The organism is Escherichia sp. 20412-1, from assembly GCF_003027595.1.
In the GTDB taxonomy this organism is placed as follows: Bacteria; Pseudomonadota; Gammaproteobacteria; order Enterobacterales; family Enterobacteriaceae; genus Escherichia; species Escherichia marmotae.
The window spans coordinates 35856-52186 of sequence record NZ_PYQM01000021.1 but is presented as its reverse complement, the minus strand read 5'-3'; the positions used below and the strand labels follow the sequence as shown (position 1 = coordinate 52186).

Annotated in this window: 17 protein-coding genes; 3 read left to right on the top strand and 14 right to left on the bottom strand. The window is 51.4% G+C overall.

Going from position 1 to position 16331, the window contains the following annotated elements; all coding sequences use genetic code 11:
* Nucleotides 1-57: 57 nt before the first annotated feature.
* The 3 genes from nirC (at nucleotide 58) to C7B16_RS15025 (ending at nucleotide 2698) form a co-directional block, all read left to right on the top strand.
* Nucleotides 58-864 carry a nitrite transporter NirC gene (gene nirC / locus C7B16_RS15035; protein ID WP_000493561.1) on the top strand — a complete coding sequence of 269 codons (807 nt, stop codon included), beginning with the start codon at nucleotides 58-60 and terminating at the stop codon, nucleotides 862-864.
* A gap of 17 nt (nucleotides 865-881) precedes the next feature.
* A complete protein-coding gene (cysG, locus tag C7B16_RS15030) occupies nucleotides 882-2255 on the top strand; it encodes a siroheme synthase CysG (protein WP_107179867.1) in 1374 nt (457 codons plus the stop codon).
* Between the two features lie 275 nt (nucleotides 2256-2530).
* Nucleotides 2531-2698, top strand: a complete 168-nt coding sequence (locus C7B16_RS15025) for a YhfL family protein (RefSeq protein WP_001031834.1) — start codon at nucleotides 2531-2533, stop codon at nucleotides 2696-2698.
* Between the two features lie 108 nt (nucleotides 2699-2806).
* On the opposite strand, the gene C7B16_RS15020 is transcribed toward C7B16_RS15025, so the two are convergent.
* From C7B16_RS15020 to aroB, 14 genes are all read right to left on the bottom strand, one after another.
* Nucleotides 2807-3892 carry an aminotransferase class I/II-fold pyridoxal phosphate-dependent enzyme gene (locus C7B16_RS15020; protein ID WP_000847166.1) on the bottom strand — a complete coding sequence of 362 codons (1086 nt, stop codon included), beginning with the start codon at nucleotides 3890-3892 and terminating at the stop codon, nucleotides 2807-2809.
* Nucleotides 3893-3903: 11 nt separating this feature from the next.
* Entirely contained in the window at nucleotides 3904-5208 is a 1305-nt protein-coding gene (locus tag C7B16_RS15015; RefSeq protein ID WP_000366842.1) for a YhfT family protein, read from the bottom strand.
* A gap of 11 nt (nucleotides 5209-5219) precedes the next feature.
* Nucleotides 5220-5573: a DUF2620 domain-containing protein gene (locus C7B16_RS15010; protein WP_001517214.1), complete on the bottom strand. Its 354-nt coding sequence runs from the start codon at nucleotides 5571-5573 to the stop codon at nucleotides 5220-5222.
* A gap of 10 nt (nucleotides 5574-5583) precedes the next feature.
* Nucleotides 5584-6462 carry a phosphotriesterase-related protein gene (locus tag C7B16_RS15005; RefSeq protein ID WP_016249275.1) on the bottom strand — a complete coding sequence of 293 codons (879 nt, stop codon included), beginning with the start codon at nucleotides 6460-6462 and terminating at the stop codon, nucleotides 5584-5586.
* Entirely contained in the window at nucleotides 6459-7685 is a 1227-nt protein-coding gene (locus tag C7B16_RS15000; RefSeq protein WP_001517216.1) for a phosphopentomutase, read from the bottom strand. The genes C7B16_RS15005 and C7B16_RS15000 overlap by 4 nt, the downstream gene beginning before the upstream one ends.
* Nucleotides 7686-8849 (bottom strand): YhfX family PLP-dependent enzyme, encoded by a 1164-nt coding sequence (locus C7B16_RS14995; protein ID WP_107179866.1) that lies wholly within the window; start codon nucleotides 8847-8849, stop codon nucleotides 7686-7688.
* 83 nt (nucleotides 8850-8932) lie between these two features.
* Nucleotides 8933-9295, bottom strand: coding sequence for a hypothetical protein (locus C7B16_RS14990; RefSeq protein WP_000450044.1), 363 nt, complete (start codon nucleotides 9293-9295; stop codon nucleotides 8933-8935).
* A gap of 16 nt (nucleotides 9296-9311) precedes the next feature.
* Entirely contained in the window at nucleotides 9312-10217 is a 906-nt protein-coding gene (yhfZ, locus tag C7B16_RS14985) for a GntR family transcriptional regulator YhfZ (protein ID WP_001254804.1), read from the bottom strand.
* 202 nt (nucleotides 10218-10419) lie between these two features.
* A complete protein-coding gene (gene trpS, locus C7B16_RS14975; protein WP_000165548.1) occupies nucleotides 10420-11424 on the bottom strand; it encodes a tryptophan--tRNA ligase in 1005 nt (334 codons plus the stop codon).
* Complete coding sequence (gene gph, locus C7B16_RS14970; protein WP_001517219.1) at nucleotides 11417-12175, bottom strand: phosphoglycolate phosphatase; 759 nt, start codon at nucleotides 12173-12175, stop codon at nucleotides 11417-11419. Before gph ends, trpS begins: the two co-directional genes overlap by 8 nt.
* Complete coding sequence (rpe, locus tag C7B16_RS14965; protein WP_000816280.1) at nucleotides 12168-12845, bottom strand: ribulose-phosphate 3-epimerase; 678 nt, start codon at nucleotides 12843-12845, stop codon at nucleotides 12168-12170. Before rpe ends, gph begins: the two co-directional genes overlap by 8 nt.
* A gap of 17 nt (nucleotides 12846-12862) precedes the next feature.
* Entirely contained in the window at nucleotides 12863-13699 is an 837-nt protein-coding gene (dam, locus tag C7B16_RS14960; protein ID WP_000742158.1) for an adenine-specific DNA-methyltransferase, read from the bottom strand.
* 106 nt (nucleotides 13700-13805) lie between these two features.
* A complete protein-coding gene (damX, locus tag C7B16_RS14955; protein WP_016249277.1) occupies nucleotides 13806-15104 on the bottom strand; it encodes a cell division protein DamX in 1299 nt (432 codons plus the stop codon).
* A gap of 91 nt (nucleotides 15105-15195) precedes the next feature.
* Nucleotides 15196-16284 (bottom strand): 3-dehydroquinate synthase, encoded by a 1089-nt coding sequence (aroB, locus tag C7B16_RS14950; protein ID WP_000439860.1) that lies wholly within the window; start codon nucleotides 16282-16284, stop codon nucleotides 15196-15198.
* Nucleotides 16285-16331: the final 47 nt, after the last annotated feature.

Below are 16331 nucleotides of genomic sequence, written 5' to 3'. Positions count from 1 at the left end.
GGACATTTTTTAAACTCTTTGTTTTATTTTTTATTTTTATTTTTTAAGGATAATCAAATGTTTACAGACACTATCAATAAGTGTGCGGCGAACGCTGCGCGCATCGCACGCCTGTCGGCAAATAACCCGCTTGGCTTTTGGGTCAGCTCCGCAATGGCGGGAGCTTATGTGGGTCTTGGGATCATCCTGATTTTCACGCTCGGCAATTTGCTCGATCCGTCCGTGCGTCCGCTGGTGATGGGGGCAACTTTTGGTATCGCCTTAACGCTGGTGATTATCGCCGGTTCTGAACTGTTCACCGGACACACCATGTTCCTCACCTTTGGGGTGAAAGCAGGCACCATCAGCCACGGGCAAATGTGGGCAATTCTGCCGCAAACCTGGCTGGGTAATCTGGTCGGTTCCATCTTCGTAGCGATGCTCTATAGCTGGGGCGGCGGTAGCCTGCTACCGGTGGATACCAGCATCGTCCATTCTGTCGCGCTGGCCAAAACCACCGCACCGGCGATGGTACTGTTCTTCAAAGGCGCATTGTGTAACTGGCTGGTTTGCCTGGCAATCTGGATGGCGCTGCGCACCGAAGGCGCGGCGAAATTTATCGCTATCTGGTGGTGTCTGCTGGCGTTTATCGCCTCCGGCTATGAGCACTCCGTTGCCAACATGACGCTGTTCGCCCTCTCCTGGTTCGGCAACCATAGCGAAGCCTACACTCTGGCGGGCATTGGTCATAACCTGCTGTGGGTGACGCTGGGTAATACTTTATCTGGCGCCGTATTCATGGGATTGGGTTATTGGTATGCTACGCCGAAAGCTAATCGTCCGATTGCGGACAAATTTAATCAAACTGAAACGGCTGCAGGTTAATCAGTAAGGGGTTTTACGTGGATCATTTGCCTATATTTTGCCAATTACGCGATCGCGACTGTCTGATTGTCGGCGGCGGTGATGTCGCGGAACGCAAAGCCAGGTTGCTGTTGGACGCAGGCGCTCGCTTAACGGTGAATGCATTAGCGTTTATTCCGCAGTTTACCGCATGGGCAGATGCTGGCATGTTAACCCTCGTCGAGGGGCCATTTGATGAAAGCCTTCTCGATACCTGTTGGCTGGCGATTGCGGCTACTGATGATGATGCGCTTAACCAGCGCGTCAGCAAAGCCGCTGAATCTCGTCGTATCTTCTGTAACGTGGTAGATGCACCGAAAGCCGCCAGTTTCATTATGCCGTCCATTATCGACCGCTCACCGCTAATGGTAGCGGTCTCCTCCGGCGGCACATCTCCAGTCCTGGCGCGCCTGCTGCGCGAAAAACTCGAATCACTACTGCCTCTCCATCTGGGTCAGGTGGCAAAATATGCCGGACAGTTACGCGGTCGGGTGAAACAGCAGTTCGCCACAATGGGTGAGCGTCGCCGTTTCTGGGAAAAACTGTTCGTCAATGACCGTCTGGCGCAGTCGCTGGCGAACAACGATCAGAAAGCCATTACTGAAACTACCGAACAGTTAATCAATGAGCCGCTCGATCATCGTGGTGAAGTGGTGCTGGTTGGCGCAGGTCCAGGCGATGCCGGGCTACTGACGCTGAAAGGCCTGCAACAAATTCAGCAGGCTGATGTGGTGGTCTACGACCGTCTGGTTTCTGACGATATTATGAATCTGGTACGCCGCGATGCTGACCGCGTTTTCGTCGGTAAACGCGCGGGATACCACTGCGTACCGCAGGAAGAGATTAACCAGATCCTGTTGCGGGAAGCGCAAAAAGGCAAACGCGTGGTGCGTCTGAAAGGCGGCGATCCGTTTATTTTCGGGCGTGGCGGCGAAGAGCTGGAAACGCTGTGCAATGCAGGCATTCCGTTCTCGGTGGTTCCGGGCATTACCGCAGCTTCTGGTTGCTCTGCCTATTCGGGTATTCCGCTAACACATCGCGATTACGCCCAGAGCGTGCGCTTAATCACCGGGCACTTAAAAACGGGTGGCGAGCTGGACTGGGAGAATCTGGCGGCAGAAAAACAGACGCTGGTGTTCTATATGGGGCTGAATCAGGCCGCGACCATTCAGCAAAAGCTGATTGAATACGGAATGCCAGGTGAAATGCCGGTGGCGATTGTCGAAAACGGTACGGCGGTTACGCAACGCGTGATTGACGGTACGCTCGCGCAACTCGGTGAACTTGCGCAGCAAATGAACAGCCCGTCTTTGATTATTATTGGTCGGGTCGTTGGCCTGCGCGATAAATTAAACTGGTTCTCTAACCATTAATTTAAAAAAATTATCTAAGGCCGGATATTTCTGGCCTTTTTATTTACAATAATCACCATATTAATTTTTATTTTCAGCAGACATAAAACAACTTTTTAACTAATTTGTTTTTTAACAACTCCCCACAGTTACATTGGCTTACAAATATAATTGAATTATTAATAGTCCACTCACTGACGTGTCATAGATATTCCTGTATTGTCTCTAACGAGCTGTTTGCTTATATTCACATAATTAATGAATATTACTCGATATATTTTACATAGGGAATGAGAATGAACAAGTTTATTAAAGTAGCATTGGTAGGTGCGGTACTGGCAACGTTAACTGCATGTACTGGTCATATTGAAAACCGTGACAAAAACTGCTCTTATGATTACCTTCTGCATCCGGCAATTTCTATTTCTAAAATCATTGGCGGCTGCGGTCCGACTGCACAGTAATCTCTTAACAGAGATCGGTTAATGCTGTTTTAATTACCTGACGCCCTCTATTTTTACCAGAGGGCGTATTTGTTTTTACCTTGCCTTTAAAAATATCGTTCACAGCAGTTAAATACAGGCAATACTCTCGCGCAAAATACGCAGCACTGTCTCCTCACCACTACGATTAGGATTAATACGAATCGCACAATGTTCTAATTGTGGATTCGCCTGACGAAATGTCCCGGAAAGACGATAAAAGAGCGGCGGAATTTCATATTTCGACTCCGCACCAACTGGATATGGCAATGCACCGCGTTTCTGCGCTTCTTCCAGTACCCTTGCAGCAATCGGCTGATGGAACTCCACAATCAACACCTTCGACTGCGCATTGGCAATGACGGCGCTTTTAACTTGTGGCACTGCGCCACCGTTGAGCAAGGTCAGCAACCTTTCAGATACCCTCGCCTGTACCGCATGCATCACCGGCGCAAAAACCAGTCCGCGCAAGACTTCCAGCGCCTGAGCGCCCTGAATCTGGCTGCCTCCGGAGTAAAGCGTGGCACGAATACGGTTGATGGCATCAGCATCGCCTACCACCGCACCAACACCCTCCGGCCCAAACAGCTTGAAGCAGGAAAAAGTTGAGACATTCGCCCCGCATTCGCAGCCAATCCGCGCCACCTTCATCACCGCATAGTTGTCATCAGTTAACGCTGGAACACCCGCCAGGCGCAACGTTGCCAGCACATCTGCCAGAATGTAACGATCCTGCGGCTGCTGGCGTGTATGTTGCACCAGTGCTGCATCTGGTTGTTGCTCTTCGACGATTTGCTTAAGTGCCGACAGGTCATTGAAATCAGCGGTAATAAGCGTCAGCCCCATCTGCTCAATAATGACCCGCGTAGTCGGATAAACAGGCGCATCATGTACCAGAAGACGCTGCCCGGGCTTGAGCAAAGCTGCCAGCCCGGCACGGATCGCCCCAGTGCCAGCGCCTTGCACCAGCGCCGCCGCTTGCGCATGAAACACACCCGCCAGTACCTGTTCCACACGTTGAGTAATGCGCGGTTGATTCAACCCCGGCGTTAATCCCAAATCACCACAGGTAAGGAACTCACCGCCAGGGAAATAGCGGCAAATCGTGTCCACCAGCGCAAACTGCTTTTGCTGTGCTTCAGCAAGAGTCAGGCTTTGCAAGGGAAACGTCTTCATAAGTGCATTCCTTAAGCCGGAACAAACAAGCCAAGCCAGTAAAGAACATTCAGCAGAATGCCGGTGATCATCACTGCCACCACAGGTGCCGCCATTTTCTGTACCGGACGCCCCAGAGATTCGTTGAGGAAGTAAATGGCGACCGCAATAGAGAATCCGGTATAACCCGCCATTTTGATTGCCGCGAAAATCGAACCGACCAACAGAGCCACTTCCATCAGCATATTCATGGCGTTACGAATGTTATCCGACGCATTACGCACTGACGGGTAGCGCCCCAGCCATTTACCTATCGACCGTAACAACAAAACTTCCGCCGAAATAACCACTGCGCCCAATACCGCCGCAACCATCGGATTAGGCGAGAGATAGCCCACCGCATAGACAAAGGTAAAGCCAGCAACCGCATACACCCCCGTGGCTAACGCAGTGGTGGCAATCAACGGCACAAAACCCAGCCCGCGCATAAATTCTGCCAGCGCCGCCTGATTGATCAGCGTTTGCGATTGCTCCGGCGTGACGCCTGCGGAGTACGCTTTCTCAAGGGTGAAGATCGACACTTCGCTACCAGCAAAAATTTTCATACTGGCAACAGCAGCGATCAGCGCTCCGACAATGGCGATATACGGAAGATTTTTGATAATCCGCGACGTGCGCTCTTCAAAGACCGAAAATCCGCTGGCATCGATATCATTTTCATCACGATGACGCAGGTCGTGAGTTATCGCGATCCCCAGCAGCATTACCATGCCAATAAAGATTTCGATGGATTCCGGATTAAGATGCGGGAAATAACGCACCACCACGACGCGAGTCATCAACACGACGGCGGCAGCGATCAGGCTTTGCTTCCAGCCAAACTGGTAGAAAATCGCCACCAGCGGGAAGAGTGCAAAAGCAGAAACTACCGGAGAGCTTAATTCCCCCAGACTACCTAAAACATCAACCGGCAGCGCAGTCAGCAACTGGTTTACCGGCAGCAGGCAGGTGAGGATCAGTATCCCCCAGATTGCGCCAAGGCCAAACGCCATCAGGCTGTTTATCGCCAGTACGCCGAGGATATCGGTAGGAAGAAAAAGTAACCATGCGTTGAGCAGGCCGGTTTTCAGGGTAAAGGAGATCCCCACCGATGCCACAAAACCAATACTCAAACCGAAAGCGATACTCCCCGCCTCGCGACGGTTCATATAGCCTTCAATCAATTGTGGCAGGATCGGGCGAATACCATCATGAAATACGGCCGCCGAGCGATGTGCCAGAAGTGATGTCATACCGGTCAGGCACGCCACCACGATAATCTGAATATACAGATCCATAGTCGTGCCTTTTATTTCAGATGGTTAATCAGCATCGGAATCGCGTGTTCAACGTGCTCAACGGAAAGCCCAAACGCCACCTTTCCTTCAGCGATCATTTTGGCGATATGCTCGTCTTTCGCTTTAATACCAGGCCTGGCAATGGTGCAACTTTTGTTATAACCAATCACCGCGATAGCAATCGACAATGCCGCACCTGCGCCGGTATTACACGCGCCGATGTAGTAATCCAGTTGCCCGGATTTCACTTTCATTGCCGCTTCCATGTCGTTATAAATGAAAACTTCAAAACAGCCAGGAGCCGTCGTTTCAATGGTTTTTTTAATCTGCTCACGCTGTAAGCCTGCAACGCCAATCTTTTTCATGAGTCTGTCCTTATTGGAAAAATTGAGAGGGAGTTTCACGTAACATCACATCCACATCGGCCTGACTGAATCCTGACTGGCGCAACTGCGGAATAAAGGTGGTAAATAAAAAGTCATAGCCATAACCACCGTTGGCTTTTAAATGGGAACGACGAGTAATATCCATCGACAGCATGACGCGGTTAAGCAATCCACGGTCGCGGAGCGCGTGAAGCATCGCAATACGCTTCTCATCCGGGTAGTAACTGTTCTTGCCAATGGTGTCGAACTGCACATACGCGCCGAGATCGATCATCTTTAAAATGTTGTCGAGGTTGTCTTTAAGATCGCAGTGCCCTAGGGTGACCCGCGAAAGATCGACACCGTGGGATTGCAGTAGAGCCAGTTGTTCCAACCCCATAGTGCTAAAAGATGTATGAGTGGAAATGGGCCGTCCGGTCTGGTTATGCGCCAACGCGGCGGCAATGAAAACTTTCTCTTCCAGCGGCGTGATTTTGCCCTCACTGGAGCCAATCTCCGCGATGACCCCGGCTTTCAGTTCCGTGCCATCGATACCCTGTTCAATTTCATCGACCATCTCTTGCGCCAGCTCCTGCACGCTGCGGGTCGCCACATGCTCCGGGAAAAAGGCATCCTGGTAATAACCAGTACAAGGCACCACGTTGATTCCCGTCTCACGCATCACATCGAGCATAAATTGCGCATTGCGGCCCATGTAACGATTGGTCATCTCAATCACATTACGAACGCCCTGCGCCATCAGGTCGTTCATCTCCTGGCAAATGAAAGCATATTGATCAAGGCGGCAATCCACGTTGTTTTTAAAGCCGGAGAGATCAATATGCAGATGCTCATGAGCAAGGGTGTAGCCGGTCGAATCGATGGTCATAAAGAGTCACCCTGAAAGCGAAGGGAAGATAAAAAAGAGCTGCCGTTTTGTGGCGGCGAAGCACGGAAAAATTCACATACCGTGGCTCCAACATCAGAGAGCGTGGGATACACACCCAGACGAGTGGCAGCCAATCCACGCTGATAAACCAGCACAGGCACTACTTCGCGGGTATGGTGGCTGTGGCCGATAGTCGGGTCGTTACCGTGATCAGCCATGACGATCAGGCAATCATCCGGCTGCATCGCCTCAACAAGCCGGGCAAGATTACGGTCAACGACCTGCAAACGTTCGGCATAACGTGCGACGTCTTCTGCGTGGCCGGCGAGGTCGGTTTCCTGAATATTGGTGCAAATAAAGGCTGTCGGATGGGCGTTAAATTCGTCGAGAGTGATATCCATAATCCGTTGGCTATCCACCAAATTTTGCCAGCTCATTCCATGAGGATTGCTGACGATATCCGCCACCTTACCCACCAGCACCGTAGGTACGCCTACCTGATGCAGTTGTTGCGGCACCTGCACTTTTTCATCGACACCGTAGCCCATATGTACAACCTGGAAACCGCTGTCATAAGCGCCGGAACGCGGTGCATTTATGCCAATAAAACGCCCCTCCTTGCTTTCTGCGGCATCAAGAATGCGCTGGCTGTCCTGCAACAGGCCGCCAAAAGTAATAACCCTGCCAACCTGTACCTGCTCACGCACCACACGACCAATCTTGACAACTTCATCGAACGGTATCGCAGAGAGATTGGCGGTAACGTTATAGACCTGGCCTAAATCCGCTTCGAGATTGTCGCCAACTGCCACGGCCTGGTTTACCCACAGAAATTGCAACGCATCGCCACGGCGTTCGACCTGCCAGCCCGCAGCCATTAAGGCTCGTTCAACACGATCAATAACGTCGCGAAAGGGCATCCGCAGCGGCGGCAAGGGGCGCGTACCTAAAATTTCCTGATGCCCCATAAAGGTATCGCCACCTTCATGTTGCAGTTCTGCTACGCCCCAGACTGCGCAATCCGATGGCTGCATATCACCCGGCGCATAACCCAATGCATTGATTAGCCCCAGCTTCTCAAGAGTCGGCAACTGTAAATGCGGCAACTGGCTAAGAATGTGACCACAGGTATTCGCCCCGGCATCCTGTGGGCGTACCCGCGCAACATCTTTCATTGCGCCTACGCCAAAACTATCGATCACTAACACCACAAATCGCGCCATTTACGCCTCCAGAAGGTTGCCGAGGCTGTCATAGCGACCAACAATTTCCGCCGCGCCGCGCTGAATACCGGACACCAACACCACATCGCTACGGGTGACAAAAATCTGCGTACGAAAACAGAGCACCACCGCGCTACTTACCGGAAACTCACTAGCCAACGGCAGGTAATAGTCGATACTGTTGTCATCCACTGTTTTGAGAAGTGTTTCTGTGATGCTTTGATTTTTTGGAGTAAAAATAAGAGCGTGATGTGCATGACCACGGCGATAGTAACCACCGCCATAGCAATAACTGTCGCCACGGAAGTGGTGGGAAATTTCACTTAACCAAAGCATGGCGATACGTTCGGGTTGATCGCCCTGCTGGTTTGCCGGAATAGTGCCGGTCAGCGCATGACCAGGTTCGGCATGGGTAACACCATATTGCGCTAACACCGGCAACGAAGTGCAACTGGTCGCTGAAGGCGCGTTTAGTTGCTCAAGGGCAGTGCCAGATTTAGCCAGTTGATCCCGCGCCTGTACCAGCGTGTGAAGATTCGGCGTGGGTAAAACTTTCCCGCTTGTTTCATCCCAAAGCAGGCAAGGGAAATGGGTAAGTCCCGCTAAATGTAGTCCTGGTAGTTTTTGGATTTCAGCGACAATGTCATGCAGCGTATTTTGGGTAAAACCGCTCTCCTGCCCTGGATAAAGGAAATCATCGTCGCTATAAACTTTGAGCAGCACAGACTGTACGCATCCAGCCTTCACCGCTGCCGCAGAAATTTCCCGTGCTTTATCGAGGGTAAACACAGTGATAACACCGGTTCCCTGTTCAACGGTGTCAGATACCTGGTGACAAGGGATTTGTACCAGATGCCCCTGATGCGCCACCGGCAAACCGGCGCGACGCATCACTCGTGCCTCTTTGTAGTCCACCGCCACAATGCCGCTGTAGCCCAGCGCCAGCAGCTTTTCCGCCAGCCACGGGTTACGACCGAACTGCTTAGTCATCAGATACAGTTCAATACCGTAAAGCCGTGCTGTCTCAATGAGTCGCTTACCGTTTTCCAGTACCTGATCCACGTCGATCACCCAACAGTCCGGGGCGATCTTGCCCTGCTGCCACAGGCTTAATGCGGCAGAAATCAGCGCCGGGTTCTGGCGTTTCAATGCTTCTACAAACATCTTGTTGCCTCGTTTCTGTTCCTTAATTCAAATATTCATTTTTTTGAATATTTAAGATGTACGACGTGGATTTGCCATGTGCTTCAAAGGTCTTCGTTAGCGGCCATCCATAATCCATAAAGGTTGGCCAGCAGATATCCTTCTTCACACGGGTTAACTTCCAACGCGAATCCCTGCAATAACACCCGATGCAACTGCATGATCGCTGGCCAGTGGCTGGATTGCGCCAGTTCCGTCAGTAATTCGTCATCCAGCGGCAGTATCTGTTCACCGCGACGGCTGCGCATCAGCGCACTCGCCATATGCGTCATCGCCATCGTTCCCTGCTCGCTACGTATGGGCAGATGACATTCTGTTTCCAGAATCTTGACAACCTGCATCATGCCTTTACAGATGTCCTTATCTATGACCCCTGCATCGCAAAGCAGGTTGAGTCTGGTTTCCATTTTAGATGCCTTTTATTTAATAACTGGGTTCCTGTTCCCCGCTGACCACCCGCTGTTGATGGGCAAGCAGGGCGTGTTTATCAACAACCGCACGCAGTAATTGTTGCATTGGGTAATCATCAGCTCGCGTCAGGATCACGGCTTCGGTGGCCTGCAAAAATCGCGGATCGTCTGTGAGCGGCGTCGCTTCTAATCCAAGCATGGCCAGTTCGCTTTCTGCCACCACATTCCAGATCACCGCATCGACATCACCTTTGACAATGCGCTGCAAACTCTCGTGATAGGAGAGATCGACGCGCTCCACACTGCGATCACCAAAAAAGACATCGGTCATGATTTTCTGATCCGCCGAGCGACTATCCAGCCCAACACGCTGCACATTACCGGATTCACCTTTGCGACAAATCAACTGGTGCTCACCAACGTAGGTGTGCGGCCCCAACTCCAGTGCGAGGCATAAACCTTTTTGTGTGAGATAACTTTCTGCCGCCAGCCGGGAAACCACTGCCATGTCATACACACCGTTAAGCAAACACTCCACGCGAATATCCGCGCCGCGCATATGCGCATAGTAAAAAGGAATGCCATCAAACTGGGCTTTTAACCCGCTCGCCAACCCTTCGTACAGACGGGTATAAGGCAGAGGCATCGCACAGACTACATTGTTGATATCGACATGGCTCAACAGCGCTTTGTTATCCATCTCCGCCAGGAAACTGCCATTACGCCCGCGACGTTCAATGCGTATCGCGCCGCTTGATTCCAGCGTTTTTAGCGCGGCCTGCGTCAGGCCAACGGACGAGCGGCATTCAGTTGCCAGCTCATCAATCGTTTTCAGGCGATTACCGCATTTTTCACCCAACAAATAACGGGCCAGCGTCGTGATGACGACACCTTCTTTTTTGATAAACGTTCGGCGCATAGTAAATTTTCAATAAAGTGAATATTTATATATTCATTAAAATGAAGATAAGTGGCAACCACGAGAGATGGAAACGGCGAGATGCTTCACATTTTTCCGGATTACTGCGAAAAAGGGACAAAAAAACCGGGTTTCCCCGGTTTCAGAGTGATGATAAAAGCAAAACTGCATGATGCGCTACGCTTTCCTTCAACATGTTGAATTACGGCTTCGCTACAAAACCAATTGCTTCGTAAACCGCTTTCAGCGTGCGGGAAGCGTGTGCGCTGGCTTTTTCTGCGCCGTCTTTCATCACCTGTTGCAGGAAGGCTTCGTCATTGCGGAAACGGTGATAACGCTCCTGCAATTCAGTCAACATTCCGGAAACCGCTTCTGCCACTTCGCCTTTCAGATGACCATACATTTTGCCTTCGAACTGTTTTTCCAGCTCCGGGATGCTCTGGCCAGTCACTGCAGAAAGGATATCCAGCAGGTTAGAAACCCCCGCTTTGTTCTGCACGTCGTAGCGAACTACTGGCGGCTCGTCGGAATCAGTGACCGCACGCTTGATTTTCTTCACTACCGATTTCGGATCTTCCAGCAGGCCGATAACGTTATTGCGGTTATCGTCAGACTTGGACATCTTTTTGGTCGGCTCCAGCAAAGACATTACGCGCGCGCCAGATTTCGGAATATACGGCTCTGGCACTTTAAAGATATCGCCATACAGCGCGTTGAAACGCTGGGCGATATCACGGCTCAGTTCCAGGTGCTGTTTCTGATCCTCACCGACCGGCACCAGGTTGGTTTGATACAGCAGGATATCTGCTGCCATCAGCACCGGATAGTCAAACAGACCAGCGTTGATATTCTCAGCGTAACGTGCAGATTTATCTTTGAACTGAGTCATCCGGCTCAGCTCACCGAAATAGGTATAGCAGTTCAGCGCCCAACCTAACTGTGCGTGTTCCGGTACGTGGGACTGAACAAAGATGGTGCTTTTCTCAGGATCGATGCCACAAGCCAGATACAGTGCCAACGTATCCAGCGTCGCTTTACGCAGCTTCTGTGCATCCTGGCGCACGGTAATAGCGTGTTGGTCAACGATACAGTAAATGCAATGGTAGTCATCCTGCATGTTTACCCACTGACGCAGCGCACCCATGTAGTTACCAATGGTCAATTCACCTGAAGGCTGTGCGCCACTAAAAACGATGGGCTTAGTCATTTTTCGATTCCTGATTTTCGCTTTGCGGAAGCCCTAATGCGGGCAGAAGGTCATTGAGAGACTGATAAATTACATCAGGCTGGCTAAGTTCGATAGCCTCGCCGTAGTTATATCCATAGGTTAAGCCAACAGAAGGACAACCGGCCGCTTTTGCCGCCTGAATATCATTGCGAGAGTCGCCAACAAACAGCATTTGTTGTGGAGCAATGCCCATACGTTCAGCCACCAGTAACAGCGGATCCGGATGCGGCTTTTTGTTTTGTACGTCATCGCCACCGATGACCACGCTAAAGTATTTGGCGATATCTAAAGCTTCAAGCAATGGCGCAACAAACGGCGTCGGTTTGTTCGTGACCAGACCTAACGGCAAGCCTTTGGCCTGCAACGCACCGAGCGTATCGGCAACGTGTGGAAACAAAAACGTCCCTTCTTCAGCAACCTCGCCATAGTAGCGGTCAAACAGCTTACGCATAATACGCACCTGTTCTTGCAATGGGATGTCGTCATCAACAGGCGGCTTACCCATCGTTTTACGCAGGGTCGCACGTTCCTGACGCGCCCAGGTCAGTGCTCGTTCCATCAGAACATCTGCGCCGTTACCAATCCAGGTAATAACTCTTTCTTCGCCTGCGACAGGTAACTCCAGCGCGTACAGCGCCATATCTACCGCGGCAGCAAGACCGGGAGCACTGTCAACCAGCGTGCCATCGAGATCGAAGGCAACGCCCCGAATATCTTCAAACTTATTCATGACTTACCTTTGCCAGTTCACTGCGCATTTCATCAATGACTTTTTTGTAGTCTGGCTGGTCGAAAATGGCCGAACCAGCGACGAACATATCCGCACCCGCCGCAGCGATTTCGCCAATGTTATTAACCTTCACTCCGCCATCCACTTCCAGGCGGATATCGAAACCAGACTCGTCGATGCGGCGACGCACTTCGCGTAGTTTATCTAACGTTTGCGGAATGAAAGACTGACCGCCAAAACCGGGGTTAACTGACATCAGCAGGATCACATCCAGCTTATCCATCACATAGTCCAGATAACTCAACGGCGTGGCCGGGTTGAACACCAGACCCGCTTTACAGCCATTTTCTTTAATCAGTTGCAGCGTGCGATCAACGTGCTCTGAGGCTTCAGGATGAAAGGTAATGATGCTGGCACCTGCGGCAGCGAAATCCGGCACAATGCGATCAACCGGTTTCACCATCAAATGTACATCAATAGGGGCGGTAATGCCGTAGTTACGCAAGGATTTCAGCACCATAGGTCCAATCGTCAGGTTGGGAACGTAGTGGTTATCCATGACATCAAAATGCACGACATCAGCGCCGGCTGCCAGGGCTTTTGCGGTATCTTCACCCAGGCGGGCAAAATCAGCCGACAGAATTGAGGGGGCAATCAAATACTGTTTCATCCGCTTCTCCTTGAGAATTATTTTTTCGCGGGTGAAACGACTCCTGGTTTGTACAAAGCCAGCAGTTCGTCCACCTTTTTACGTGTGCCGCCGTTGCTGCTTATACTGCGTCGAACTTTGACGACATGCAATTTTGCGCGCTGATACCACTCGCGCGTTAGCGCAGTATCATGATTGGAAATCAGTACCGGGATCTGGCGATCAACCAGACCTTCAGCAATCTCCGCCAGATGCGCTTGTTGTTCAAGAGTAAAACTATTTGTGTGATACGCCGTAAAGTTGGCGGTTGCAGAAAGTGGTGCATAAGGCGGATCGCAATAAACGACGGATGCATCATCCGCGCGCGCCATGCTGTCGGCGTAAGACTCACAATAGAAAAAGGCATTCTGCGCTTTTTCGGCAAAGTGATACAACTCTGCTTCCGGGAAATAGGGTTTTTTGTAACGGCCGAATGGCACATTAAATTCACCGCGCAGATTGTAACGGCACAGACCGTTGTACCCGTAGCGATTCAGATATAAAAACAGTACCGCCCGGCGGAAGGGATCCTGACTTTTGTTGAACTCTTCGCGGAACTGATAGTAGACCTCAGCGCAATTTGTCTCAGGAACAAACAGCTCGTGAGCAGCCTGTACGTACTCATCGGTACGCGTCTTCACAATGTTGTAGAGACTGATCAGGTCGCTATTGATATCAGCAAGGACATAACGAGAAAAGTCGGTGTTGAGAAACACCGACCCGGCACCCACAAAAGGCTCAACCAAACATTCGCCCTTAGGCAAATGTCGTTTAATATCATCAAGCAGGGGATATTTGCCCCCTGCCCACTTCAAAAAAGCGCGATTTTTCTTCATGCTGACTAACTAATTACACCTTCTCCGGCTGTGGAGAAAGCTCCGACAGCATCCAGCGCTTCAGGCAGTTCCCGCAACGGTAAACCATTGCGGGAAATAGCCTTGATTACTTCAAATCGGCCTGTACCTGACGCAGCGGTTTCGCCCACGGGTTTTTGGCCTGAACATCGGCTGGCAATGTAGATACCGCTTTTTTCGCTTCTTCTTTCGAAGCGTACACGCCAGAAACCAGGACATACCACGGCTGACCGTTACGCGTCGTTTCATAGACAACGTAGTTTTTCAGATTCTCTTTCTTCGCCCAACCGTTCAGGTTGTCGTAGTTAGAAGAACTGCTTAGCTGCAGAGTGTAATGGCTGGACGGTGCCGATTTCAACGAGCCGACATTGCCTGTGGTCTTCGCCCCAGCGGCTGGTGTTGCCGTGGTTTGCGCCGGAGATGCCGTTTGTGCAGGCTCCGTGCTGGCGGTCGCTTTTGGCGCAGGCGTTGCTACTGGCGTAGAAGTCGCAGCAGGTGCCCTGGTGCTCACCACTGGCGCAGCCGGTTCAGTATGCTTCGGCTGTTGTGCTACTGGCTTCGGTTCCGTTTTCACGGTTGCTTGCGGTTTCTTCGGTTCAATCACCGTCTGCTGACGTGCCGGACGCGTGGTGGTCGGACGTTCAGCAGTTTGCGTTTTCGCCGTATCACGCGATGCATTGCCATTGCGAACTGGGGCTACAGTCGCAGGTTCGGTCGGCAGCGTGGAGTTGACCGCCACATTGTTCAACTGCTGCTGATTTTGTGGTTGTGTCAGCGCGTTATTCAGATCGCCCTGCACTTCAACACGTTGCTGCCCATCCATTGCCGCCGGGGATTGCCCCTGGGTCGGCGTAGAAGAGATCGGTGGCAGAGAAACATCCTGCTGGGTATTTTGCGCAGACGTGGTTCCCGGCGCTGGCTGCACACCATTCGCCTGATCGACCGCATTACCAGAAAGATCAATACTCTTCTCACCAGACGCAGTTTGATCGCTGGAAGAGGTCGAGGGGGCTTTTAGCGCAGAACCGATACCGATGATCAACAACAACAGAACCAGAATGCCGACGCCCATCATCATATACTGACGAGAAGCCGGTTTGCTGGCTGCTTTTTTACGCTTACGCGGACGACGCTCTACGCGCTCTTCATCCACAGCTTCATCTTCGGAATCATCAATTTCTTCTTCGATTTCCGGTTCCTCATTGCGCTCTTTTTGCGCACGAGTCGGACGGCGATCGTCAGTGTCATCAAGTTCAATATCATCAAAATTGATCTGCGGTTCGCCACGTTCAGTACGTTCTGAACGCTCAGAAGATTGACGAGAACGACCAGTACGACGATCGCTGGGATCGGGTTTCAGCTCGTCTTCTGGTTTGAATTCATCCATTTAACACCCCACTAAAAGGTTAATGCTTACCACGTTGCAATTAACCTGAAGCTAATAGACCACTTAATAAGCGGCCTGACCTTTCTTGTTGTTACGCTGATTGACAATCGGCAATAGCATTAAGAACAAGCTCGTGCGATACGCCGCCGCGAACTTCGCTCTTACCAATTGCCAACGGAAGAATTAAGCGCATTTCTCCCGCAAGGACTTTCTTGTCACGCAGCATATGCGGTAAATATGCCTGCGCGGACATTTCGCGCGGCCCATTAACCGGTAACCCAGCCCGCGTGAGCAGAGTAATAATACGCTGCGTTTCGGCAGAACTGAACTGCCCAAGACGTTCCGACGTCCGCGCCGCCATCACCATACCTGCAGCAACCGCTTCGCCGTGTAACCAATTGCCATAGCCCATTTCAGCTTCAATGGCATGACCAAAGGTATGTCCCAGATTCAGTAAAGCACGTAAGCCGGATTCGCGCTCGTCGGCAGCAACAACTTCTGCTTTCAGCTCGCAACAACGACGAATACAGTACGCCATTGCCGAACCATCCAGACCGAGCAATGCATCCAGATTATCTTCCAGCCAGTTGAAAAACTCACCGTCAAGAATAATGCCGTATTTGATGACTTCCGCCAGCCCCGAAGCTAACTCTCGCGGGGGAAGCGTTTTCAGACAGTCGAGATCCACCACCACGGATGCTGGCTGATAAAAAGCGCCAATCATATTTTTACCGAGGGGATGGTTGACTGCGGTTTTGCCGCCGACGGAAGAGTCCACCTGCGACAGCAGTGTCGTCGGGACTTGAATGAAGCGAACACCGCGCTGATAGCTCGCCGCTGCAAAACCGGTAAGATCGCCCACTACACCGCCGCCAAGCGCTACCAGCGTCGTATCGCGACCGTGCGGCTTTTGCAACAACGCCGTAAAAACGGTGTCGAGCACTGCCAGGCTTTTATACTGCTCGCCGTCAGGAAGGATAACGCTATCAACGTTAACACCCGCCTGTTCAAGTACGCCGCGAACCTTATCGAGATACAAGGGAGCCAGGGTTTCGTTGGTGACCAACATCACCTGCTCGCCCGATTTCAGCGGTAAGAATGAAGCTGGTTCGTTAAACAAACCAGATGCGATGGTAATTGGGTAACTACGTTCCCCGAGAGTAACGACTATCCTCTCCATAACGCGACATCCACCTTAATTACTGTACCCGCAGACGAGTGTATATA

Coding starts and splice junctions, on each gene's coding strand:
- nirC (WP_000493561.1), top strand. CDS start 58: ATGTTTACAGACACTATCAATAAGTGTGCGGCGAACGCTGCGCGCATC.
- C7B16_RS15025 (WP_001031834.1), top strand. CDS start 2,531: ATGAACAAGTTTATTAAAGTAGCATTGGTAGGTGCGGTACTGGCAACG.
- C7B16_RS15020 (WP_000847166.1), bottom strand. CDS start 3,892: ATGAAGACGTTTCCCTTGCAAAGCCTGACTCTTGCTGAAGCACAGCAA.
- C7B16_RS15015 (WP_000366842.1), bottom strand. CDS start 5,208: ATGGATCTGTATATTCAGATTATCGTGGTGGCGTGCCTGACCGGTATG.
- C7B16_RS15010 (WP_001517214.1), bottom strand. CDS start 5,573: ATGAAAAAGATTGGCGTTGCAGGCTTACAGCGTGAGCAGATTAAAAAA.
- C7B16_RS15005 (WP_016249275.1), bottom strand. CDS start 6,462: ATGACCATCGATTCGACCGGCTACACCCTTGCTCATGAGCATCTGCAT.
- C7B16_RS15000 (WP_001517216.1), bottom strand. CDS start 7,685: ATGGCGCGATTTGTGGTGTTAGTGATCGATAGTTTTGGCGTAGGCGCA.
- C7B16_RS14995 (WP_107179866.1), bottom strand. CDS start 8,849: ATGTTTGTAGAAGCATTGAAACGCCAGAACCCGGCGCTGATTTCTGCC.
- C7B16_RS14990 (WP_000450044.1), bottom strand. CDS start 9,295: ATGGAAACCAGACTCAACCTGCTTTGCGATGCAGGGGTCATAGATAAG.
- yhfZ (WP_001254804.1), bottom strand. CDS start 10,217: ATGCGCCGAACGTTTATCAAAAAAGAAGGTGTCGTCATCACGACGCTG.
- trpS (WP_000165548.1), bottom strand. CDS start 11,424: ATGACTAAGCCCATCGTTTTTAGTGGCGCACAGCCTTCAGGTGAATTG.
- gph (WP_001517219.1), bottom strand. CDS start 12,175: ATGAATAAGTTTGAAGATATTCGGGGCGTTGCCTTCGATCTCGATGGC.
- rpe (WP_000816280.1), bottom strand. CDS start 12,845: ATGAAACAGTATTTGATTGCCCCCTCAATTCTGTCGGCTGATTTTGCC.
- dam (WP_000742158.1), bottom strand. CDS start 13,699: ATGAAGAAAAATCGCGCTTTTTTGAAGTGGGCAGGGGGCAAATATCCC.
- damX (WP_016249277.1), bottom strand. CDS start 15,104: ATGGATGAATTCAAACCAGAAGACGAGCTGAAACCCGATCCCAGCGAT.
- aroB (WP_000439860.1), bottom strand. CDS start 16,284: ATGGAGAGGATAGTCGTTACTCTCGGGGAACGTAGTTACCCAATTACC.